We start from the raw sequence: 20,053 nt of genomic DNA on the forward strand, positions 1-20,053 counted from the left end.
CCGTGATGGCACGGGTAAGCCTGGGCCAGCCGCGGAAAATGTCAGACCCCCGCTGGATGATTTTAGACATGGGAAACCCGGCAGTGGCGAAGGCATTCAAGGACATCAATGCCGCTATTGCTGTGCTTACCGCCGTTGTGGCTGAATCAGGCTCCGAGGCGTTTTACAGGGGCGATCCGCGGCATGGGTTGGCCGAAGATTGCCTTGACGTTCTGGCCGGGGCCGCGGCGTCGGATGCGCGGATGGCCGCCCTGAAAGCCCAGGCCGCCGCGAAATTCGCTAAAACGGCGGAATCTGTAGCGCCTCCCGGCGCATCACCCGGGGAAGGTCCGGCGCAGGAGGCTGCGGTGACTGCGGAGGTCGCCTGCATCCTGGCGATCGGTGAACGGGCTGCAGGGGCGTTGCTGAACCAGTCGCAAATGCTCACGATTGCTTTGCCGCTGACGCTGTCCGCCCTGCAAGCGGGCACCATCTCGTGGCAGCACGCGCGGGCCATGGTGGAAGAAGCCGCAACCCTTGACCCGGCCGGGGCCGCGGCTCTGGAGGCCCACTTTCTGGACCCGGATGCCCCGAACCCGGCCCGCGGCTGTCCCGCAGGGGAAATGCCGGCGTCCCGGTTCCGTCACCAGGCACGAACGTGGCGCGAACGCCACCACACGGAGAGCATCGAGAAGCGGCACGCAAAGGGTGTCCTGGACCGCCGGGTCGAGTACTCCCCGGACCAGGACGGGATGGCCTGGCTCTCGGCCTACCTCCCCGCGGACCAGGCGGCAGCAATCTGGAACCGGACCACCGCGGTCGCCCGCGGTCTGCAGGGCCCGGACGAGCCCCTGACCCTCACACAGCTCCGCGCTGACGTACTCGCCACAGCCCTCCTGAGCAGCGGTATCCCGGCAGAACATGATCCCGGGCAGGTTCCGCCGCCTCGGGCCCACGTTTTGGTGACGGTCCCGGTGTTTTCCCTGTTCGGCGCTACCGAGGAACCGGCGATGCTTGACGGTTTCGGTCCGATCCCGGCGTCGATGGCCAGGGACCTCGTGGCGAACGGGGCCGATTCGTTCTACCGGGTTCTGGTTGACCCGCGGGACGGGGCGCCCCTGGAGATCGGTCGAGCCAGCTACCGTCTCACCAAGGCCATGCGGAACTGGCTCCGGATGCGCGACGGTAAGTGCCCCTTCCCGGGCTGTTCCAATCATTCCCTGGACAACGAAGCGGACCACATCCTGGCCTGGCACAAGGGCGGAACCACCGGCATATCGAATTTGGGACAGCCCTGTCCCAAACATCACCGCCTGAGGCACACCAGCACTTGGAGACCCACAGCGGCGAGCAAGAGTGAACCACCGGGCTGGATATCGCCCACTGGCCGGCACTACAAGAGCGAACACCAGGACTGGGAACCACCACACTGGCCAAGAGGACTGAAACCGGAACTGACATCAAACGGGCACGTGCCATGCTCCGCCCCGCGTGATGCCCCCGGCTGTCAGCCGGACATTGTGCACCTCGGGATATCCCTCGGTGAGGGCCGATTGGAACGGTTTCTCCACGCCCGCGCCTGAGCGCCTGACCGGCTGCCCGACACACAGACAAGACGGACAGCACCACGCAGAATCCACCGGGCGGTCCACTCTGCTGCAGCACTGTCAGGTCTGATCTGCGGCAGAACTGTCAGGTCTGATCTGCGGCAGCACTGTCAGGCGTGGAGGAGCCCTGTCAGCTCTGCGGCGGCACTGTCAGGCGTGGAGGAGCCTTGCTAGGCCTCTTCGACCAGCAGGCCCTTGGCCTTGAGCACCTCGGTGAGGTTGCACAGCTCGATGGTGGTGCCGCCAGCCTTGTACAGGCCGATAAGGTCGCGCTCGGCGTCGTCCCGTTCCTGGGACAGCCGGATGACTTCCTCGATCTCGTCCTTGCGAACCACAACCACGCCGTCGGCGTCGCCGCGCAGGATGTCACCGGGGTAGATGATCTCGTCGCCAAAAACCACAGGGTGGTTGATGGGGCCGATGGTTTCCTTGACCGTTCCCTTGATGCTGACGCTGCCGGAGAACACCGGCAGACCCAGCTCGATCAGGTCCTGGGTGTCCCGGACCCCTGAATCGGTCACCATGGCGGCAAGGCCCTTGGCCTTCATGGCGTTGCCCAGGACGTCGCCGAACGTCCCGGCCTCTTCGAACTCGCCGGCGGCAACCAGGACAACGTCGCCCGGCTCCGCATAATGGATGGCAACCTGCAGCATCAGGTTGTCGCGGGGTGCGCAGCGGACCGTTGTGGCGGGTCCACAGAAGGACATGCTGCGGTCAATCGGCTTGATCTTCGAGCTGAGCGCACCCTTCCTGCCCTGGGCTTCGTGGATGGTCGCAGAGGAGAACTTGGACAGCCTGAGGACGGCGTCCGCCGTCGGCCTGTCAACGTTTGTCTTGACGTGGATCATGTTGTGTCCTTCGGTTTGGGGATTGATCAGCTGAGGGCTTGGACGGCTTTGTCGATGGCGGCGACAGCCTCTTCGATGACGGCCAGGCTGGTTGCATACGAGATCCGGAAGTACGGCCCGAGCCCATAGGCGGAGCCCGGAATCGCAGCGACGGAGGCGAGGTCGAGGAGGTAGAGCACAAAATCCTGGTCATCTCGGATGACGCTGCCGTCCGGCGTTGTTTTCCCGAGTACCCCGCCGCAGTTCACGTAGGCGTAGAAGGCCCCCTCCGGCGTCGAGCAGGACAGCCCGGAGATCGCGTTCAGGCCCGCGACGGCGGCGTCCCGGCGGCTGCGGTACACCTCGCCGCTGGTGCGGATGAAGGACTGGTCCCCGCTGAGGGCGGCCGCGGCCGCTGCCTGGCTGACCGAGGACGGGCACGAGGAGATCTGTGACTGCAGTTTGTTCATGGCCCCGATCAGGCCGGCCGGGCCCGCACCGTAGCCGAGCCGCCAGCCCGTCATGGCGTACGCCTTCGAGACGCCGTTGACCACCAGGACACGGTCCTTCAGCTCGGGAGCCGCTTCCACAAGACCTGTCAGTTTGCCTGCACCGAAGTAGATCTGGTCGTAGATTTCGTCGGTCAGGACAAAGACGTGGGGGAAGCCGGCCAGGACGTCGGCGAGCGCACGTAGTTCGGCGCGGGAGTACACGGCCCCGGTGGGGTTGGAGGGGGTGTTCAGGATCAGCCACTTGGTCCGGTCCGTGATGGCGGTGCGCAGGGCGTCGGGGGTGAGTTTGAACCCCGAGTCCTCGCCGCACGGGACGATCATCGGCCGGCCGTCATTGGCCAGGACCATGTCCGGGTAGGAGACCCAGTAGGGGGCGGGAATGATGACCTCGTCGCCGTCGTCCAGGGAGGCCATGAACGCGGTGAAGATGACCTGCTTGGCCCCGCCGCCGATGGTTATTTCGTTGGCGGAGTAGTGCAGGCCGGTGTTCAGCTCCAGGGTCTGCAGGATGGCCTTCTGCAGGGCAGGAGTCCCGGTCACGGAAGTGTACTTGGTTTCGCCGGCGGTTATTGCCTCTACGGCTGCGGCCTTGATGTGTTCCGGCGTATCGAAGTCCGGCTCCCCCACCGTGAGGTCAAGAATGCTGCGGCCCTCTGCTTTGAGCTCCCGGACGCGGGCGGCAGCGGCCACGCTTGGGGACGATTTGATGCGTGAAACACGCGATGCAGGCACGAATTCAGACATGGTCTCTTCCAATGGTTCATCAGTGAGGGGACTTGTGTCTTTCGAGCCTATGGACTGCTGGCGGCTGTGGATAAGACGTATTCTGCGTGGACGGATAAGGAAGCCTTATGGCCCTGACACCACACGATTCACTTATTGCCGCACCGGATTTAGGTATTTCCCGGGAGCGGCGGACGCGCCTAGCGTTGTGCGTACCGTTCAAGGGAGAGGAACCGATGGCCCGCCACCAACCAGCAACGGCACGGGACGGCGGGGCACTCCGGCACCCGGTGCGCTCCCCAGCCCGGGGAGGCTACCGCTATCGGGGCGAGCAACGCCGGCAAGCGGCGGACCAGCAACGGGCAGAGTTCAGCCGGCTGCTCACGGACAAGCAGGGCGCCATCCGCTTCCGGTCGAGCCGGATCCGGGCTCTCGGGGCAACCCTCAACCAACTGGTGGCACAGGCCCTCCGGGACGGTACTCCCGTCGCGGACCTGGCTTGGATCACCCACCGGTCCGCCCTGGCGGTGCGGCGGACCGGCCGCGCCTTCGACGACCTGCAGCCGACAGGGCTGGCGGCGGCCGATCACCTCAGGGCGATCTCACAATTGCTGCAGGAACTGACCGCCGTGGAGGACTCGAAGGCGGCGGTCGAAATGGCGCGCCTGCATCTGCTTGCCGAGGCCAGCCGGCAGCAGATCCTTGACGAATTTCAGCTGGCAGCCCTGACCGGACTCAGGCCTGAACAGATCAAGAAAATGACCCGCGGTGCAGCGGCGCAGCCCCGAAGGAATTTCGCGGACCACCGTGCCACCGGTAATGGGCTCGCTGGCTGACCGGCTAGCTGGCCGTGATCACCAAGGCAACGCTGTGTCCGCCGAAGCCAAAAGCGTTCACCAGACCGGCAGGGGCCGAGCCGGGCGCCAGCGTGTGGGCCTTGTCCGTTACCACGTTAAGCTGCACCTCGGGGTCCAGCGCCTCGATGTTCACCGTTCCGGGGAGCTGACCGGTCTGCAGGGCCTGTATCACCACAACCGCCGCGAGCGCACCGGCGCCGCCCAGCAGGTGGCCGGTGTGGCCCTTGGTGGAGGTCACGGGCACGTCGGCACCGAAAATGGCGTTGATGGCCTGCGCCTCCAGCCGGTCCCCTACCGGGGTGGAGGTGGCGTGCGCATGGACGAAGCCGATTTCCGAAGCCTGCATCCCGGCCGACTCCAGGGCCTTCTGCATGACCCGCCGCTGCATGGCCGGGTCCGCGGCCACGATGTCGTTGGCGTCGGAGGTTACCGCCCCGCCGGCCACTGCGCCGAGGATGGCGGCACCGCGCGCCAGGGCGTGGGCTTCACTCTCAAGCACCACAATTCCGGCGCCTTCCGCGAGGACAAAGCCGTCGCGGCCGCCGTCGAAAGGGCGGGAGGCGAACTGGGGTTCGCCGTTGCGCGTGGAGAGTGCCCGGATCTGGGAAAAGCCGGTGATCACCAGGTCGTTGACGGAGGCGTCCACGCCACCGGCAATCACGACGTCGGCCGCGCCGGAGCGGATCATTTCGGCGCCCTGGACAATTGCTTCCGCGCCCGACGCGCAGGCGCTGACCGGGGTCCGGGCTCCGCCGCGGGCGCCGAGGTCAATGGAGACCCAGGCCGCGGGGCCGTTGACCATAAGCCGGGTGAGGGTGTGCGGCGAGACCCGGCGCGGGCCGCCGCTGGCGAGCGCACGGTCCTGTTCGAGGGTGGAGCCCAGGCCGCCGTAGGCGGAGCCGATCACCACGGCGAACCGTTCGGGGTCGACGTCGGGCGCCCCGGCCTGCTGCCAGGCTTCCCGTGCAGCCACCAGCGCCAGTTGCCCGCACCGGTCCATCCGCTTCAGCTCGCGCGTGGTGAGATGCTCCGAGAGATCCGCGGTGACCTGTCCGGCGATCCGCACGGGCAGTTGCTCCGCCCAGTCCTCGTCCAGGGCGGCGATGCCGGACTGTCCCGCCAGCAGGCCGGTCCAGGTTTCCGCCACGGAGGAGCCGAGCGGGTTGATGGTGCCGGCGCCGGTGATCAGTGCGCGGGGTTGGTCTGCAGGCATTGGTCGCTACTTTGCGGGGTTGTGGGTGCCGATGGGCACGAGGGTCAGATCGGGGTGGTTCTTCTCGATCCGGCGCAGGGCCCAGACGTCGTTGAACAAGGCGAGGTATTCGCCGTCGGACCTCAACAGCACCTCGGCGCCGGGCACGTTGGCCAGCGCGGGCATGGCGTCCGCCGTCGAAATCCTGGCGATGGAGTACGGCAGGCGTTCCAGCCGCATGGGCGCGCTGAAGTCGTGCGCCATCCGGTCCTCCACGACTTCGAACTGCATGGGTCCGACGGCGGCAAGCACCGGCGCCTGGTCGCCGCGGACGTCGGAGCGGAGCACCTGGATGACGCCCTCGTGCTCGAGCTGCTCGATGCCGCGGCGGAACTGCTTGAACTTGCTGGGGTCCTTGGACCGGGCCACCTGGAAGTGTTCCGGGGCGAACAGCGGGATGGCAGGGTACTCCACCGCGCCTTCGAGGAAGAGGCTGTCGCCCACGCGAAGTGTGGAGGCGTTCACCAGGCCCACGACGTCGCCGGGGTAGGCCTCGTCGATGACCTCGCGTTCGCGGCCGAACACCTGCTGGGCGTACTTGGTGGCGAAGGACTTTCCCGTGCGGGTCTGGGTGACCACCATGCCGCGTTCAAAGACTCCGGAACAGACGCGGATGAAGGCGACGTGGTCGCGGTGGGCCTTGTTCATGCCCGCCTGGACCTTGAAGACAAAGCCGGAGAAGGACGATTCAACGGGGCGCGGGCTGCCCTCAACGTCGGGCCGGGGTGCGGCGTGCGGCGCGAAGTCCACCAGGGCGTCGAGCAGTTCCTTCACGCCGAAGTTCAGGGCGGCGGAGCTGAACAGGATGGGGGTGGCGGTGCCTGCGTGGAAGGCGTCGACGTCGAATTCGAGGTTGGACTCGATGACCAGGCCCGCCTCGTCCACGGCGTCGGTCCAGTTGCTGCCCTGCGTCTCCGCGGCCTCTTCGGGGGTGAAGTACTCGGTCAGGGCAATGTTGGCGCCGGAATTGTTGCGCTGGAAGCGGGCGAAGCGGTCCTGGCGGAGGTCCCAGACACCGCGGAAGTCACCCGAGATGCCCACGGCCCAGGTCAGCGGCATGGGCTGCAGGCCGGTGCGCTCGGTGAGCTCGTCCATCAGCGCCAGCGCGTCCAGGCCGGGCCGGTCCCACTTGTTGATCACGGTGATGATGGGCAGGTTGCGCGCCTTGCAGACCTCGAACAGCTTCATGGTCTGCGTTTCCAGGCCCTTGGCGGCGTCCACGAGCATCACGGCGCAGTCGACGGCGGCCAGGACCCGGTAGGTGTCCTCGGAGAAGTCCGCGTGGCCGGGGGTGTCCAGCAGGTTGATGACAGTGTCCCGGTAGGAGAACTGCAGGGCGGCGGAGCTGATGGAGATGCCGCGGTCCTTCTCCATCTGCATCCAGTCCGAGACCGTTTCCTTGCGGTTGGCCTTGCCGCTGGAGGCCCCGGCGGTGCCGATCACCTTCGCGTGCAGGGCCAGCGCCTCGGTGAGGGTGGACTTGCCGGCGTCGGGGTGCGAAATGACAGCAAACGTCCGACGCCGGGCCGCCTGTTTGTGAATCTCGTTGACCCGGGCGGGGCTAAGGACATCTTGGGACACGGTGCTACTTTCGCTGCGGCGGGGTTACCCCAAGGCGCTCGGCAGGCCTCAAGGGGAAGCATGGCTCTGTGACAGCCAAGTTCCAAGTTTATCGCAGCGGCGGGCCCGCACCGAAGGCGGCAGCTTATCGCCCCCGAAACCAGCACTTCAAGACTGCGGACATCGCCCTTTTCGCTTCTCTGGGCGCCTTCGCGGGGACAGGATGTAGCGGCGTTCCAGCCGGCCTGCCGAGTTGCGGACCTTGGTCTCGGACGTCGGAACCCAACCGGCACTTCCGTAGGAGGAGATCGCTCTCTTGTTGTCGGCGATAACCCAGAGCTCCATAGGAGTCTGTGCCTCCACCGAGTGGTGTCGGAGGTGGTCAAGGAGTTGCCGCGCAAGACCCTTGCCCCAGGCTTCCGGGTCAACTGCGAGGTAGAGCACTTCCAAGACCTCCGCATGAGGGCCGATCGCCTCTGCGCATCATCAGTAGTAACGCCCCGGCCACGGCAAGCGCCGATTCAATACCTGGCAGCCGCACCATACTGGATCTATGCAGGCGACGACGGTGTTGGTCGAGGGCGAGAGTGACCGGATGGCGGTCGAGACACTGGCCCTTCGCCTTGGCCATGACCTGACAGCCGAGCGAGTGACGGTCGTGCCGATGGGAGGCGCGACCAGTATCGTCCACTTCCTCGACCATTACGGCCCGGACGGCGCAGGCCACCGGTTGCTCGGCTTGTGTGATGCAGCGGAGTCTCGTGGCATCGCTCGAGCGCTCGCCCGGGCAGGCGTCGGGTCCGGTTCGCTGTCCGAGCTTGGGTTCCACGTCTGTCACGCCGATCTGGAGGACGAACTCATCCGCTGCCTTGGCGTCGAGGGTGTGCTCGACGTCATCGCGGCCCAGGGCGAGCTCGCATCGTTCCGGATCCTCCAGCGCCAGCCCTCACAGCGAGAACGGCCGATAACGGCGCAGTTGCGCCGGTTCCTCGGGGGACGCAGCGGCAACAAGGTTCGATACGCGCGTCTGCTCATCGACGCGTTGCCGGCCGGACATGCGCCTCCGCCACTCGACCGCCTCGTTTCATCATTCTGAGGTGACCACCCCGCCCGGCGGGCTGTTTCGTGAATGGCCACAAAATGCTTATCGGACAGCCGTCGTCGAACGCGTTCCCGAGGCACTTCGCGGCACCCCCTAACGAGGCACTTTGGGGCTTGTCCGTGCGGTTGTTGGCATTTCTTACCTCTATCATTGAGCTTGCGGGAAACTGCATACTTTTGATCCCGCCGGCTGAGTGTAAAACCGGCGTACCTGCGGGCGGCAGCCTGCACCTTTGAAGGGAACACTATGGCTCGGAGCCCCGAAGAATCGCTCAAGGCGACTCTGGGCAGAGTGGCTCCAGGCACTCCGTTACGTGATGGGCTGGAACGGATCCTCCGCGGGCGCACCGGCGCGCTGATCGTGCTGGGCTCGGACAGGACCATCGATTCGATCTGCTCCGGCGGCTTCGACATCGGCATCGACTTCTCCCCCACAAGGCTCCGTGAACTGGCCAAGATGGACGGCGCCATCATCTGCGACAAGGACGCCGGCAACATTCTGCGCGCCGCGGTCCAGCTGGTCCCGGACGCAAGCATCGAAACCCAGGAATCCGGCACCCGGCACCGCACGGCGGAACGTGTGGCCATCCAGACCGGCGTTCCCGTGATTTCCGTCAGCCAGTCCATGCAGATCATCGCGCTGTACGTGAACGGGCTCCGGCACGTGCTGGAGGGATCCGAGAAGGTCCTGGCCCGCGCCAACCAGGCCCTCGCCACGCTGGAGCGGTACCGTTCGCGGCTGGACCAGGTGACCAGTTCCCTGTCCGCCCTGGAGATCGAGGCCATGGTGACCGTCCGCGACGTCGCCGTCACCCTGCAGCGCCAGGAAATGGTCCGCCGGATCTCCGAGGAGATCTCGCAGTATGTCCTGGAACTTGGCGAGGACGGGCGCCTCCTTTCCCTCCAGCTCGATGAGCTCACGGTGGGCCGCGGCCCGGGCAGCGACGTCATCATCCGCGACTACTCCGGCCCGGACGCGTCCGCGGAGGACATCGAACGGGCCGTCAGCGCGCTGGTGAACCTCGGCCCCACAGAGCTGATCGACCTCGGCAAGATCTCCGGGATCGTGGGTTTTGCCGGCGGCGAGGCCAACCTCGACGCCGTGGTTCAGCCGCGCGGCTACCGGCTGCTGTCCGGCCTCAAGGCAGTCCCCAAGGCTGTTGCCGACCGCCTGGTGGATCACTTCGGCGGCCTGCAGTTCCTGATGGCGGCCACCATCGACGACCTCATGACCGTTGACGGCATCGGCGACCAGCGCGCCCGCACCGTCCGCGAAGGCCTGAGCCGCATGGCCGAAGCCAGCCTGCTGGACCGCTTCCTCTAGATTTCCTCATCCATTGCTCCGCATGGGCCCTTTCGATCCCTCAACAGGGCGAGGGCCCACGCCGGCAGGGTTCCCTGGCCGAGCTTGCGAGGCGAGGGGGCCGGTGGGGATCAACCGATGAGAGTAATGCGTCAGCTGAGCTGGAACACTGCCTTGGGACTGGCCCTTGAGCCGAGCTTGGCCGTGAAGATGTAGTACGCCCCGCCTGCTCCGGGCTTGGCCTCGATGAGGCTGCAGCCTTCCAGCGTGCGGTTCCGGCTCCAGGGGAAGTTCGCCGTTTCGCTGGCGCCCGGGGCAATCGTCTTCACGAGGTCTTCGCTTGTGGCCTGGCAGTCCCTGGACGAGAAGATCCTGTCCGCGCCGCTGGTCACCAGGAACTCCATCTGGGACGTTCCGATGTTCACCTCGCACGGCATGGTTCCGCCGTTGGTCACCTTCAGGGTGAGCAACGGGTTCTCCTCGGGGCCGTAGGCGGCTTTGTCGGTCGACGCGGACACCGTCACCAGGTTTTGGTTGCAGGAAGGCGCCGGAGTGGGAGTGGGTTCGCTGCCTGCAGTTTCCGACGGCGAGGGGGCGGGTGCGGGGGCCGTTTCAGTTGCGCCGTCGGTGGAGGATGCCTGCTCGGTGCCGCTGAAGGCACCGGCCACGGCAAAGCCGCCGAACGTGAGCGCCACCGCCATCAGCAAGGCTGTTCCCACAAACAGCCGACGGCGGCGGTAGACGGCTGCGCTCGGCTGCCGGGTAGCGCCGGACTGGCCCCGGGGACCGGATGCGGATGCCGTTTTGCGCGCTGATGAATTGTCTTGCCTGCCCATCCTTCTAGGCTAGAGAACCCACCGGATTCTGCCGTCCCACCACGCCGGTCCCCCGGCCAACGCTAGGTCACAGTTTGTCCGCGGCAGCTTCGCGCGGGCTCCCGGGAATCCACTACAGTGTTGGGATCGACGCTACAACCCTTTCCCCAGCCCGGCCCGCGGACGGCGCCCCCGCTATGGCCCAGTTCGGTGCGGATGACCTCCGCCCTGACCAGCTCGCGGCGCTGCACCGCAGGATCACCGGCTGGTTCGCCGAGACGGCGAGGGACTTGCCCTGGCGCGAACGCCACTGCTCACCGTGGGGAGTCCTGGTCAGTGAGATCATGCTGCAGCAGACCCCAGTGGTGCGGGTGCTGCCGGTCTGGCGGGAATGGCTCGAGCGCTGGCCCACCCCCGCCGCCCTCGCCGGCGAGCCTGCAGGGGAAGCCGTCCGCTCCTGGGGCAGGCTCGGCTACCCCCGCCGGGCACTCCGCCTGCACTCAGCCGCCGCTGCCATCGTCCGCGACCACGGCGGCAGTGTCCCCGGCAACTACACGGAACTGCTGGCCCTGCCCGGGGTGGGCAGCTACACGGCCGCGGCCGTTGCCGCCTTTGCCTTCGGACGCCGGGAGACAGTGGTGGACACGAACATCCGGCGTGTGCACGCGCGCCTGGTTTCCGGCGTCGCGCTCCCGTCACCATCGCTGAACGCTGCGGAGATGCGGCTCGCGGCGGAACTGCTGCCGGACGACGTCGGGACCTCCGTGCACTGGAATGCTGCGGTGATGGAACTGGGGGCGCTGGTCTGCACGGCGCGGGCGCCCAAGTGCGCGGACTGCCCGGTGCGGGACTCCTGTGCCTGGCTGGCAGCCGGCGAGCCGCCGCCGTCGTACGTTCCCAAAGGTCAGGCGTGGCACGGAACTGACCGGCAGGTCCGGGGTGCCGTGATGGCTGTGCTCCGGCTTGCGGACGCACCGGTGCCGGCGGAAATGTTCCAGCGGGAGCCTGCTGACCTGGGCTTTGCGGCGGACGGAATCGGCGTGCCCCTGTCTGCACTGCACCGCCTGAACTCCGCGCCGGAACAGCTCGAACGTGCCATGGCCGGCCTACTTGGCGACGGGCTGGCCGAGCTGCACCAGGGAGGCTACCGGCTGCCAGCCTGAGGCGCCTTTAGGGTGGCCTGCGGCTGGATGGCATACTTTCTGGTGACTCGAACCGGGGGAATTCATGAGAATCGTGTTGTACGTCATCTGGGCGCTGTTTGTTGCGGGCGTCATTTTTGCGCTGGTCCGTTCGCTGCGGAAAACCAAGCGGCAGGAAAAACTGATCGCTGGCTGGCCGAAGGTCCAGGCGACCGTCACCGGCAACGTGGCGGGCTGGACACATGGCGGAGGCGGCTCAACACGGAGCCGGCGCTTCTACCCCACGTACCAGTTCGCCGACCCCAACGGGACCCTGTACGCCGGCGAATCCGAGGTGTCGTACGCCAACCGGCGGGCACCGGGATCGCCCCTGGCAGTGGCCTACAACCCCGTAAATCCCAACCAGTCGTTCCAGGTGGCGTCCGAATCCAAGATGGTGATCGGGTGCCTGATGCCGGTCTTCGCATTCTTCGCCCTGCTGCTGTTCTGGGTCGCCGGCGCCTTCCCGCTGGGCTGAACCGTGGACTCCCTGAAACTGCTGTTCATCGTGCTGCCCGGGCTTTTCCTTGCCGCAGGCCTGATCCTGATGGGGCTGTCCCTGGCCGCGTCCTTCCGCCGGAAACGTTCCATGGCTGGGTGGCAGAAGGCGTCGGCCACCGTCACGGGAAACCTCCACGGCACGGACGGACCCGCGAGCAACGGCCGTAACCGGTTTGCGCCGTCGTATGAATTCGCGGACGCCGGCGGCAAGCGCTGGCTGGGGCAGTCCGATATCTACAGCCAGGACCAGGCGATCATCGGCACCCACATCCCGGTGGTCTACAACCCGGCCAATCCCGCCGAATCCTCGCTGCCGGTCTTTGTTGTTGCCAAGGGCCGGATGGCGACGGGTCTCATTATGGTGATCTTCGGCGCAACAGCCATAACAATGTTTACATCAATTTCCTGGTAGCAGTGCCGGCTTCCGGCTCCGGATTTACGCTGAAGTATGGGCAAGCCCGGTGTACTTCTGGCAGTGATGACGACGGCGGTTCTCACCTCCGGTTGCTACTACTACCCGGTCCCGCCGCCGTGCCCGATGATTGCCCAGGCGTCAGTGGTCTCGGTGACCGTGGCCCGGGAGTACGTGCCGCAGGTGGGATCACTGCGCCTGAAGGCCTGCCAGGACGGCGTCTGCAAGGAAGCCGCAGTCGAACTTTCTCCCGGCACCACCTCGATTGACCAGGGCTGCACGCCGGACGGCGCCTGCTCCGCCACCGCTTCCCCGGACGGGACCATGATCGGGATGCTGATGCTTGATTCCCTCACGGAAGCCCCGATGGCGCTGACCGCCACGGGTACTTCTCCCGGCGGAAGGGCCCTCCCTGTGCGCACCCTGGATTTCCGGCCCCGCGGCGCCTATCCCTTCGGTGAGCATTGCGGAAGGTTCGTCACGGCTTCGGTGATTCTCGACGCCGAGGGACTGCGACAAGCCGTTTGACGGCCCTCGCTGGCGGCAAATAAGCCCAGCCAAACCCGCCCTTGACTTCCACTCAGGACACTTCTACGGTCTGTATTACCAGCATCGGCAACGTTGGATTCAGCACAGGTTCCCCGCCGGGAAGGGGTAAGGATGCCACTTTCAGATAGGGAGCGGAAACAGCTCGAGGAGCTCGAATCTGGCCTGGCCGCAGAGGATCCGAGGCTCGCCGAGGAACTCTCGACGGGCTCCGTGGGCCTCAGGTTTGGGCACCGTATCTACCTCGGTGCCATCGCATGCCTGCTCGGGCTGGTGTTGCTGATTGTCGGGGTCAGCACGCAGATCATCGTGGTCGGCGTCGGCGGCTTCCTGCTGATGGGAGCCGGGACGTACCTGCTCGTGGACAAACGGTCCTTTAGTCTGGGCCGCAGCAGCAAGGTGAAATAGGCAGCTCAGGCCACGGCCTACGGCTCGCCGAAGCCTGCCTGCACCAGGCCGCCGACGTAGTTCAGTGCACGCTCGGCGTCGGGCCCCCAGGCCTCGATATGGAGCAAGGATCCCTTGCCCGCCGCCAGGGTCATCAGGGACGTCATTGACGCGCCATCCACGCCGTTCACCGTGACTTCGGCGTTGAGGGACGCCAGACCGCCCGCGATCTTGGCGGCCGGCCGGGCGTGCATGCCGGCCTCATTCACCAGTTCGAAGTCGCCGGTGAAGTCCGGTCCTTTACCGGTGACGGACCCTTCAGCCACGGTGCTTTCGGCGAGCCCCCGCGAAGCAGCCGCCACCTCCGGTCCCAATCCGTAGACCGCTTCGGCGGCACGTTTGACTGCCTTCACGTCGGCGCCGCCCTGTGCGGCCACGGCGGCAGCCACGAGGCCTTCCACGAGGGGCGCGTCCGCCAGGAGCACGCCGGCCGGCTCCTCCACGAGCTCCAGGGCCGATTCCGCCGTCATCACTGCAGATCCCAGGTCCGTCAGGACCACCACGCCATCGCCGCCGGCCGCCTTGTCCAGGGCAGACATGACTTTCTCCAGGCTCGTTCCGATCCTGCCGTCGGCGGTGCCCCCGGCGGCGAGGATGACGACGTCGGGCGCCATCTGGGCGGCGAGCTCCACGGCGCCGTCGGCAATTTTTTCGCTATGGGACACCACCACCAGGCGAACCGTCATGCTGCGGCCCCAACGGCTGCCCGCAGAATGAGGGCGCTGGAGGCGGCCCCGGGATCGCGGTGGCCCGCGCTCCGCTCCCCCAGGTAGCTGGCGCGGCCTTTGCGGGCCACCAGCGGATCGGTGGCCACGGCTCCGGCTTCAGCCGCCTCGGCTGCGGCGACCAGCACGCCAAGGACGTTGTCTGTGCCGTCCGCAGCGGCAGCCTGCGCTGCCTCCGCGGCGGGGGTCCAGGCGTCCACCATGGTCTTGTCGCCGGACTCGGCCTTGCCCCGCGCCACGATCCCGTCACGGGCGGCCACAAGCGCATCGGCAAGGTGTCCCGGATCAATCTCGGCGGCGTCGCCCAAAGCCGTGGAGGCGCGCAGGAACGCGGTTCCGTACAAGGGACCTGCGGCTCCGCCCACCTTGGACATCAGGGTCATGGCAGTCAGCTTCAGGGCCGCACCGGGCGTCTCAGGCTGCGCTTCAGCCAGTTTCTCCAGCACGGCCTGGAAGCCGCGGTCCATGTTCTCGCCGTGGTCCGAGTCCCCGATCGCACGGTCGAGTTCGATGAGCCACACCCGGTTTTCCGCCATGGCCTGGGCGCAGAGAGTCAGCCATCTGACGGCCCAGTTCACGTCCAGCACCACGGTTACACGCCCCAACGCAGGGCTGCGGTGTGGACCGGAGCGTCCCACAGCTGCGTCAGTTCATCGTCGAGCCGGAGCACCGAGATGGAGCAGCCCTGCATTTCCAGGGACGTGATGTAGTTCCCTACCAGCGAGCGTTCGACGGCGGCCCCCCGTTCTGTGATCACCTGGGCAGCGCGGCGGTAGACAATGTACAGCTCGCTCAGGGGGGTGCCGCCCATGCCGTTGACGAACAGCAGTACTTTCTCGCCGCCGCTGATGCCCAGGTCGCTGAGGACCGGGTCCAGCAGGCGGTCCGTGATGCCGTCCGCGTTCTCCATCGGGATTTTATGCCGACCGGGCTCGCCATGGATGCCGATGCCGATCTCGATCTCATCATCCGCCAGGTCGAAACTGGGCGATCCCGCATGGGGCACTGTGCACGCGGTCAGCGCGACCCCCATGGTGCGGACGTTGCTGTTGACGCGGTCACCGATCGCGGCCACGGCATCGAGGCTATCGCCCCGCTCAGCCGCGGCGCCGGCGATTTTCTCGACCAGAACAGTGCCGCCCACTCCGCGGCGTCCTGCCGTATACAGGGAGTCCTCCACCGCGACATCGTCATTCACCAGGACCGTGCGGATGTCCACGCCTTCGGCCTGCGCCAGTTCCGCTGCGGTCTCAAAGTTCAGGACGTCGCCGGTGTAGTTCTTCACGATATGGACGACGCCGGCGCCCGAGTTAACGGCGAGCGTCGCCGGAAGGATCTGGTCCGGCGTCGGCGAGGTGAACACCGCCCCCGGCACGGCGGCGTCGAGCATTCCCAGCCCGACAAACCCGGCGTGGAGCGGCTCGTGGCCGCTGCCCCCGCCGGAAACGAGTCCGACCTTCCCGGCCACCGGCGCGTCTTTGCGCGTGACGTACTTCGGATCGGCAGTGACGGTGACCAGTCCCGCGTGGGCCAGACCGAATCCCTCGACGGATTCGTCAACCACGGAACGGGGATCATTGATGAGCTTTTTCATGGCAGAACTCCTGGGGTGTGGGTGCGTCCTGGAGGATGCACTTTGACCCTACTACCGGCGCCTGAAGTCCGGTAGCCTGCGACGATGCGGCGGAAGCTGTAAGGGACAGCCCCCAATGACCGTCCCTTACGGCAGGCCCCACACTGCAACCTTGTCAGTTTATCCATCAATTCGACATAAAGCTATTTTTGTCACAGGGTGACTTCTTGCCGCTATCGTCGGCGGCAGGGTGATTGGGGGTGCCTAGAGGGACTTGATCATGCGGGTGTTGCCCAGGGTGTTGGGCTTGACCCGCGCCAGGTCCAGGAACTCGGCAACGCCTTCGTCATGGGAGCGCAGCAGCTCGGAGTAGACCACCGGGTCCACGGCCGTCTGGTCGGCCATGACCTCAAAGCCGTGGCGTTTGAAAAAATCCACCTCGAAGGTAAGGCAGAAGACTCGGGCCACGCCCAGTTCACGGGCCTCGGCCAGCAGGCTTTCCACCAGCACATGCCCTACCCCCTTCCCGCGCCACGCGTCCGATGCGGCCAGCGTGCGGACTTCGGCGAGATCCTCCCACATAACGTGCAGGGCGCCGCAGCCGATGACTTCACCGTCGTCGGCTTCTGCGATCCGGAACTCCTGGAGGCTCTCGTAGTAAGCCACCGTCTCCTTGGCCATCAGAATCCGCTGCTCGGCCAGCGGCGCCACCAGGTTTTTGATGGCGGCGACATCACTGGTGCGGGCAGGGCGGATATGGAAGGCGTCAGTCACAGGATCCATCCTACGGTGGCCGCACGAGTGGCCGGGGCGCTCTGGCAGCGGCACAGCGAAGGCGCCGGGGTCATGTGTATAGCTTGCGTCAGAGCGACGAAGGAGCAGCAAGCGGCAAATGGCTCCGATGCCGAAGCGTCCCCGGACGCAGCCCTGTGCCGTTAAGGCGAAAGCCCCGCCGTCTCCTGGTGGAGAGGCGGGGCTTTCAGTGATGCTGGTTAGACGCTGGGGGCGATCTCCGGGATGCGCGGCTTGGCGTTGCCGGCGAACGTGAACTTGGCGTCGTCGCCTTCGCCATCCACGTCCACTACAACGATGTCGCCGGAGTGGAGCTCGCCGAACAGGATCTTCTCGGAGAGCTGGTCCTCGATCTCGCGCTGGATGGTGCGGCGCAGCGGCCGGGCACCCATGGCGGGATCGTAGCCGCGGGTCGCCAGAAGCACCTTGGCCGCGGTGGTGAGCTCGATGCCCATGTCCTTGTCCTTGAGGCGCTTTTCCAGGCGGCCAACGAACATGTCCACGATCTCGATGATCTCGTCCTGGGTGAGCTGCGGGAACACCACAACGTCATCCACGCGGTTCAGGAACTCCGGACGGAAGTGCTGCTTGAGCTCTTCCGTCACACGGGCCCGCATCCGGTTGTAGCCGGTCTGCGTGTCTGTGCCGGACTGGAAGCCGGTGGCAACGCTCTTGGAGATGTCCCGGGTGCCCAGGTTTGTGGTCATGATGATCACGGTGTTCTTGAAGTCCACCACGCGGCCCTGGGAGTCGGTCAGACGGCCGTCTTCCAGGATCTGCAGGAGTGAGTTGAAGAGGTCAGCGTGCGCCTTCTCCACTTCGTCGAACAGGACCACGGAGAACGGACGACGGCGGACCTTCTCGGTGAGCTGGCCACCCTCTTCGTAGCCGACATAGCCCGGAGGGGCACCGAAGAGCCGTGAAACAGTGTGCTTCTCCGAGTACTCGGACATGTCCAGCGTGATGAGGGCGTCCTCGTCACCGAACAGGAATTCGGCCAGGGCCTTGGCGAGCTCGGTCTTGCCGACGCCGGTGGGGCCGGCGAAGATGAACGAGCCGCCCGGACGCTTGGGGTCCTTCAGGCCTGCACGGGTACGGCGGATTGCCTGGGACAGGGACCTGATGGCCTCATTCTGGCCCACCACACGCTTGTGCAGTTCGTCTTCCATCTTCAGCAGGCGCGTGGACTCTTCCTCGGTCAGCTTGAAGACCGGGATGCCGGTGGAGTTGGCCAATACCTCGGCGATGAGATCCTCATCCACCTCGGAAATGTCATCCATGCCGCCGGACTTCCAGTGGCGTTCCTTCTCGGAGCGCTCGGTAATGAGCTTCTGCTCCTTGTCCCGGAGCGAAGCGGCGCCTTCGAAGTCCTGCGCGTCGATGGCGGATTCCTTCTCCATCTTCAGCTTGGCGATCCGCTCATCCATGGCCTTCAGCTCCGGCGGAGCGGTCATCCGGCGGATGCGCAACCGGGCACCGGCCTCATCGATCAGGTCGATCGCCTTGTCCGGCAGGAAGCGGTCCGAGATGTAGCGCTCGGCGAGGTTCGCGGCCGACGCGAGGGCGCCGTCGGTGATGGTGACGCGGTGGTGCGCCTCGTAGCGGTCACGCAGGCCCTTGAGGATCTCGATCGCGTGCGCGACGGAGGGCTCCTTGACCTGGATCGGCTGGAAGCGGCGCTCGAGTGCGGCATCCTTCTCGATGTGCTTGCGGTACTCATCCAGGGTGGTGGCACCGATGGTCTGCAGTTCACCGCGGGCCAGCATGGGCTTCAGGATGGACGCAGCATCGATGGCACCTTCAGCAGCACCGGCACCCACAAGCGTGTGGATTTCGTCGATGAAGAGGATGATGTCGCCGCGGGTGCGGATTTCCTTGAGGACCTTCTTCAGGCGCTCTTCGAAGTCACCGCGGTACCGGGAGCCGGCCACCAGTGAACCGAGGTCCAGGGTGTACAGCTGCTTGTCCTTGATGGTTTCCGGGACGTCGCCGCGGACAATCGCCTGGGCGAGGCCTTCGACGACGGCGGTCTTGCCGACGCCGGGCTCACCGATCAGGACAGGGTTGTTCTTGGTGCGGCGCGAAAGGACCTGCATCACGCGTTCCATCTCGGACTCGCGTCCGATCACCGGGTCCAGCTTGTTCTCGCGCGCAGCCTGGGTGAGGTTGCGGCCGAACTGGTCCAGGACCACGGAACCGGCAGGAGTGCCTTCGGGCTGGCCCGGACCGACGCCGGCACCGGTGGTTTCCTTGCCCTGGTAGCCGGAGAGGAGCTGGATGACCTGCTGGCGGACCCGGTTGAGGTCTGCGCCGAGCTTGACCAGCACTTGGGCGGCAACACCTTCACCTTCACGGATGAGGCCCAGCAGGATGTGCTCCGTGCCGATGTAGTTATGGCCCAACTGCAGGGCTTCCCGCAGGGAAAGTTCCAGCACTTTCTTGGCGCGCGGGGTGAAGGGGATGTGCCCGGACGGGGCCTGTTGGCCCTGGCCGATGATCTCCTGCACCTGCTCGCGCACGCCGTCGAGCGAAATGCTCAAGGACTCAAGAGCTTTGGCGGCAACGCCTTCACCTTCATGGATCAGACCCAAGAGGATGTGTTCGGTACCAATGTAATTGTGGTTCAGCATGCGTGCCTCTTCTTGGGCAAGCACAACTACGCGACGGGCACGGTCCGTAAATCGCTCAAACATTTCGCCACACTCCTAGCTACGACGTACTTTGATGCTACGTGGCGGACCCCCACTTGGGGAGCGTGTTCGCCACAGGGGAAACATGACGTGTTCAACCTCCCGTCACCCTGCACCGCTTGGATCAATGCAAGAACCTCAAGCAAGGAGAAACGTCATGGAAGTCATCGCCCTGCTCATGACCGCCGCGACCGTAGCCCTCGCCGGGATCGGGGGGCTCTACTACTCCTACGCCTGCTCGGTGATGCCGGGGCTGCGCGCCACCGATGATGGGACATTTGTCGGTGCCATGTCCGGGATCAACGCCGCCATCCAGAATCCTGTGTTCGCGCTGAGCTTCGTCGGCGCCTTCCTCGCATTGGCGGGCTCGGCAGCCTTTTCGTGGGCCGACGGGCTTGCCAGCACACTCCCCCTCTCTGTTTCCCTGGCCTGCTACACGGCCACGCTGGTCATCACCTTCGCCGCGAACATCCCCTTGAATAACGCTCTGGACCTGGCGGCCGCGTCTGGAGATGCCGCGGCGGCCAGGAAATCGTTCGAACGCCGGTGGACCCGGTGGAACATCCACCGCACCTGGCTGTCGCTGGCCGCACTGCTCGCGCTCAGCGTTGCCTGGGCAGCGTTGGGTCAGCTGTGAGACTGCAACAGCG

General features: G+C 66.0%; 21 protein-coding genes. 10 read left to right on the forward strand and 11 right to left on the reverse strand.

The genetic code is table 11. From position 1 onward, the window contains the following. Positions 1-68 precede the first annotated feature (68 nt). Positions 69-1,562, forward strand: coding sequence for an HNH endonuclease signature motif containing protein (locus NFC73_RS07745; protein WP_254749044.1), 1,494 nt, complete (start codon positions 69-71; stop codon positions 1,560-1,562). A 194-nt stretch (positions 1,563-1,756) separates the two neighbouring features. On the opposite strand, the gene NFC73_RS07750 is transcribed toward NFC73_RS07745, so the two are convergent. Both NFC73_RS07750 and NFC73_RS07755 read right to left on the reverse strand, forming a co-directional pair. Further along, positions 1,757-2,434, reverse strand: a complete 678-nt coding sequence (locus NFC73_RS07750) for a 4-carboxy-4-hydroxy-2-oxoadipate aldolase/oxaloacetate decarboxylase (protein ID WP_254749046.1) — start codon at positions 2,432-2,434, stop codon at positions 1,757-1,759. 26 nt (positions 2,435-2,460) lie between these two features. Further along, complete coding sequence (locus NFC73_RS07755) at positions 2,461-3,669, reverse strand: aspartate transaminase (RefSeq protein WP_254749048.1); 1,209 nt, start codon at positions 3,667-3,669, stop codon at positions 2,461-2,463. Between the two features lie 215 nt (positions 3,670-3,884). On the opposite strand from NFC73_RS07755, the gene NFC73_RS07760 reads away from it, so the two are divergent. Further along, positions 3,885-4,484 carry a hypothetical protein gene (locus tag NFC73_RS07760; protein ID WP_254749050.1) on the forward strand — a complete coding sequence of 200 codons (600 nt, stop codon included), beginning with the start codon at positions 3,885-3,887 and terminating at the stop codon, positions 4,482-4,484. 4 nt (positions 4,485-4,488) lie between these two features. On the opposite strand, the gene NFC73_RS07765 is transcribed toward NFC73_RS07760, so the two are convergent. The 3 genes from NFC73_RS07765 to NFC73_RS21000 all read right to left on the reverse strand — a co-directional run bounded on the left by NFC73_RS07765 (position 4,489) and on the right by NFC73_RS21000 (position 7,767). Next, on the reverse strand, positions 4,489-5,718 hold the full coding sequence (locus tag NFC73_RS07765) for a beta-ketoacyl-[acyl-carrier-protein] synthase family protein (protein ID WP_254749052.1): 1,230 nt from the start codon (positions 5,716-5,718) through the stop codon (positions 4,489-4,491). A gap of 6 nt (positions 5,719-5,724) precedes the next feature. After that, complete coding sequence (locus NFC73_RS07770) at positions 5,725-7,338, reverse strand: peptide chain release factor 3 (RefSeq protein WP_056347809.1); 1,614 nt, start codon at positions 7,336-7,338, stop codon at positions 5,725-5,727. A gap of 147 nt (positions 7,339-7,485) precedes the next feature. Further along, positions 7,486-7,767 (reverse strand): GNAT family N-acetyltransferase, encoded by a 282-nt coding sequence (locus tag NFC73_RS21000; RefSeq protein ID WP_372494599.1) that lies wholly within the window; start codon positions 7,765-7,767, stop codon positions 7,486-7,488. A gap of 103 nt (positions 7,768-7,870) precedes the next feature. Here NFC73_RS21000 and NFC73_RS07775 point away from each other — a divergent pair, with 103 nt between their 5' ends. Next, complete coding sequence (locus NFC73_RS07775; RefSeq protein WP_254749054.1) at positions 7,871-8,413, forward strand: TOPRIM nucleotidyl transferase/hydrolase domain-containing protein; 543 nt, start codon at positions 7,871-7,873, stop codon at positions 8,411-8,413. 252 nt (positions 8,414-8,665) lie between these two features. Next, positions 8,666-9,742, forward strand: coding sequence for a DNA integrity scanning diadenylate cyclase DisA (gene disA / locus NFC73_RS07780; RefSeq protein ID WP_254749056.1), 1,077 nt, complete (start codon positions 8,666-8,668; stop codon positions 9,740-9,742). 131 nt (positions 9,743-9,873) lie between these two features. On the opposite strand, the gene NFC73_RS07785 is transcribed toward disA, so the two are convergent. Beyond that, a complete protein-coding gene (locus NFC73_RS07785) occupies positions 9,874-10,557 on the reverse strand; it encodes a hypothetical protein (RefSeq protein WP_254749058.1) in 684 nt (227 codons plus the stop codon). 176 nt (positions 10,558-10,733) lie between these two features. On the opposite strand from NFC73_RS07785, the gene NFC73_RS07790 reads away from it, so the two are divergent. The 5 genes from NFC73_RS07790 to NFC73_RS07810 all read left to right on the forward strand — a co-directional run bounded on the left by NFC73_RS07790 (position 10,734) and on the right by NFC73_RS07810 (position 13,584). Further along, positions 10,734-11,699 (forward strand): iron-sulfur binding domain-containing protein, encoded by a 966-nt coding sequence (locus NFC73_RS07790; protein WP_254749060.1) that lies wholly within the window; start codon positions 10,734-10,736, stop codon positions 11,697-11,699. Between the two features lie 64 nt (positions 11,700-11,763). Further along, positions 11,764-12,195: a DUF3592 domain-containing protein gene (locus NFC73_RS07795; protein ID WP_254749062.1), complete on the forward strand. Its 432-nt coding sequence runs from the start codon at positions 11,764-11,766 to the stop codon at positions 12,193-12,195. A 3-nt stretch (positions 12,196-12,198) separates the two neighbouring features. Continuing rightward, positions 12,199-12,630 (forward strand): DUF3592 domain-containing protein, encoded by a 432-nt coding sequence (locus tag NFC73_RS07800; RefSeq protein ID WP_254749064.1) that lies wholly within the window; start codon positions 12,199-12,201, stop codon positions 12,628-12,630. 36 nt (positions 12,631-12,666) lie between these two features. Beyond that, positions 12,667-13,158, forward strand: coding sequence for a hypothetical protein (locus NFC73_RS07805; RefSeq protein ID WP_254749066.1), 492 nt, complete (start codon positions 12,667-12,669; stop codon positions 13,156-13,158). 132 nt (positions 13,159-13,290) lie between these two features. After that, on the forward strand, positions 13,291-13,584 hold the full coding sequence (locus NFC73_RS07810; RefSeq protein WP_254749068.1) for a DUF3040 domain-containing protein: 294 nt from the start codon (positions 13,291-13,293) through the stop codon (positions 13,582-13,584). A gap of 17 nt (positions 13,585-13,601) precedes the next feature. On the opposite strand, the gene dhaM is transcribed toward NFC73_RS07810, so the two are convergent. The 5 genes from dhaM to NFC73_RS07835 form a co-directional block, all read right to left on the reverse strand. Then, positions 13,602-14,309 carry a dihydroxyacetone kinase phosphoryl donor subunit DhaM gene (gene dhaM, locus NFC73_RS07815; RefSeq protein WP_254749070.1) on the reverse strand — a complete coding sequence of 236 codons (708 nt, stop codon included), beginning with the start codon at positions 14,307-14,309 and terminating at the stop codon, positions 13,602-13,604. Further along, entirely contained in the window at positions 14,306-14,938 is a 633-nt protein-coding gene (gene dhaL / locus NFC73_RS07820) for a dihydroxyacetone kinase subunit DhaL (RefSeq protein ID WP_254749072.1), read from the reverse strand. Before dhaL ends, dhaM begins: the two co-directional genes overlap by 4 nt. A gap of 2 nt (positions 14,939-14,940) precedes the next feature. Then, complete coding sequence (dhaK, locus tag NFC73_RS07825; protein WP_254749074.1) at positions 14,941-15,942, reverse strand: dihydroxyacetone kinase subunit DhaK; 1,002 nt, start codon at positions 15,940-15,942, stop codon at positions 14,941-14,943. Positions 15,943-16,185: 243 nt separating this feature from the next. After that, positions 16,186-16,695: an amino-acid N-acetyltransferase gene (locus tag NFC73_RS07830; RefSeq protein WP_254749076.1), complete on the reverse strand. Its 510-nt coding sequence runs from the start codon at positions 16,693-16,695 to the stop codon at positions 16,186-16,188. 218 nt (positions 16,696-16,913) lie between these two features. Beyond that, the gene (locus NFC73_RS07835) at positions 16,914-19,406 is read right to left on the reverse strand and encodes an ATP-dependent Clp protease ATP-binding subunit (RefSeq protein ID WP_254749078.1); all 2,493 of its coding nucleotides are present in this window, start codon (positions 19,404-19,406) and stop codon (positions 16,914-16,916) included. Positions 19,407-19,560: 154 nt separating this feature from the next. Between NFC73_RS07835 and NFC73_RS07840 the strand changes: the two genes are divergently transcribed. Beyond that, on the forward strand, positions 19,561-20,040 hold the full coding sequence (locus tag NFC73_RS07840; protein ID WP_254749080.1) for an anthrone oxygenase family protein: 480 nt from the start codon (positions 19,561-19,563) through the stop codon (positions 20,038-20,040). The last annotated feature ends 13 nt before the right edge of the window (positions 20,041-20,053 follow it).

It is taken from the genome of Pseudarthrobacter humi (assembly GCF_024294965.1).
Classification (GTDB): Bacteria; Actinomycetota; Actinomycetes; order Actinomycetales; family Micrococcaceae; genus Arthrobacter; species Arthrobacter humi.

Coding starts and splice junctions, on each gene's coding strand:
- NFC73_RS07745 (WP_254749044.1), top strand. CDS start 69: ATGGGAAACCCGGCAGTGGCGAAGGCATTCAAGGACATCAATGCCGCT.
- NFC73_RS07750 (WP_254749046.1), bottom strand. CDS start 2,434: ATGATCCACGTCAAGACAAACGTTGACAGGCCGACGGCGGACGCCGTC.
- NFC73_RS07755 (WP_254749048.1), bottom strand. CDS start 3,669: ATGTCTGAATTCGTGCCTGCATCGCGTGTTTCACGCATCAAATCGTCC.
- NFC73_RS07760 (WP_254749050.1), top strand. CDS start 3,885: ATGGCCCGCCACCAACCAGCAACGGCACGGGACGGCGGGGCACTCCGG.
- NFC73_RS07765 (WP_254749052.1), bottom strand. CDS start 5,718: ATGCCTGCAGACCAACCCCGCGCACTGATCACCGGCGCCGGCACCATC.
- NFC73_RS07775 (WP_254749054.1), top strand. CDS start 7,871: ATGCAGGCGACGACGGTGTTGGTCGAGGGCGAGAGTGACCGGATGGCG.
- disA (WP_254749056.1), top strand. CDS start 8,666: ATGGCTCGGAGCCCCGAAGAATCGCTCAAGGCGACTCTGGGCAGAGTG.
- NFC73_RS07785 (WP_254749058.1), bottom strand. CDS start 10,557: ATGGGCAGGCAAGACAATTCATCAGCGCGCAAAACGGCATCCGCATCC.
- NFC73_RS07790 (WP_254749060.1), top strand. CDS start 10,734: ATGGCCCAGTTCGGTGCGGATGACCTCCGCCCTGACCAGCTCGCGGCG.
- NFC73_RS07795 (WP_254749062.1), top strand. CDS start 11,764: ATGAGAATCGTGTTGTACGTCATCTGGGCGCTGTTTGTTGCGGGCGTC.
- NFC73_RS07805 (WP_254749066.1), top strand. CDS start 12,667: ATGGGCAAGCCCGGTGTACTTCTGGCAGTGATGACGACGGCGGTTCTC.
- NFC73_RS07810 (WP_254749068.1), top strand. CDS start 13,291: ATGCCACTTTCAGATAGGGAGCGGAAACAGCTCGAGGAGCTCGAATCT.
- dhaM (WP_254749070.1), bottom strand. CDS start 14,309: ATGACGGTTCGCCTGGTGGTGGTGTCCCATAGCGAAAAAATTGCCGAC.
- dhaK (WP_254749074.1), bottom strand. CDS start 15,942: ATGAAAAAGCTCATCAATGATCCCCGTTCCGTGGTTGACGAATCCGTC.
- NFC73_RS07835 (WP_254749078.1), bottom strand. CDS start 19,406: ATGTTTGAGCGATTTACGGACCGTGCCCGTCGCGTAGTTGTGCTTGCC.
- NFC73_RS07840 (WP_254749080.1), top strand. CDS start 19,561: ATGGAAGTCATCGCCCTGCTCATGACCGCCGCGACCGTAGCCCTCGCC.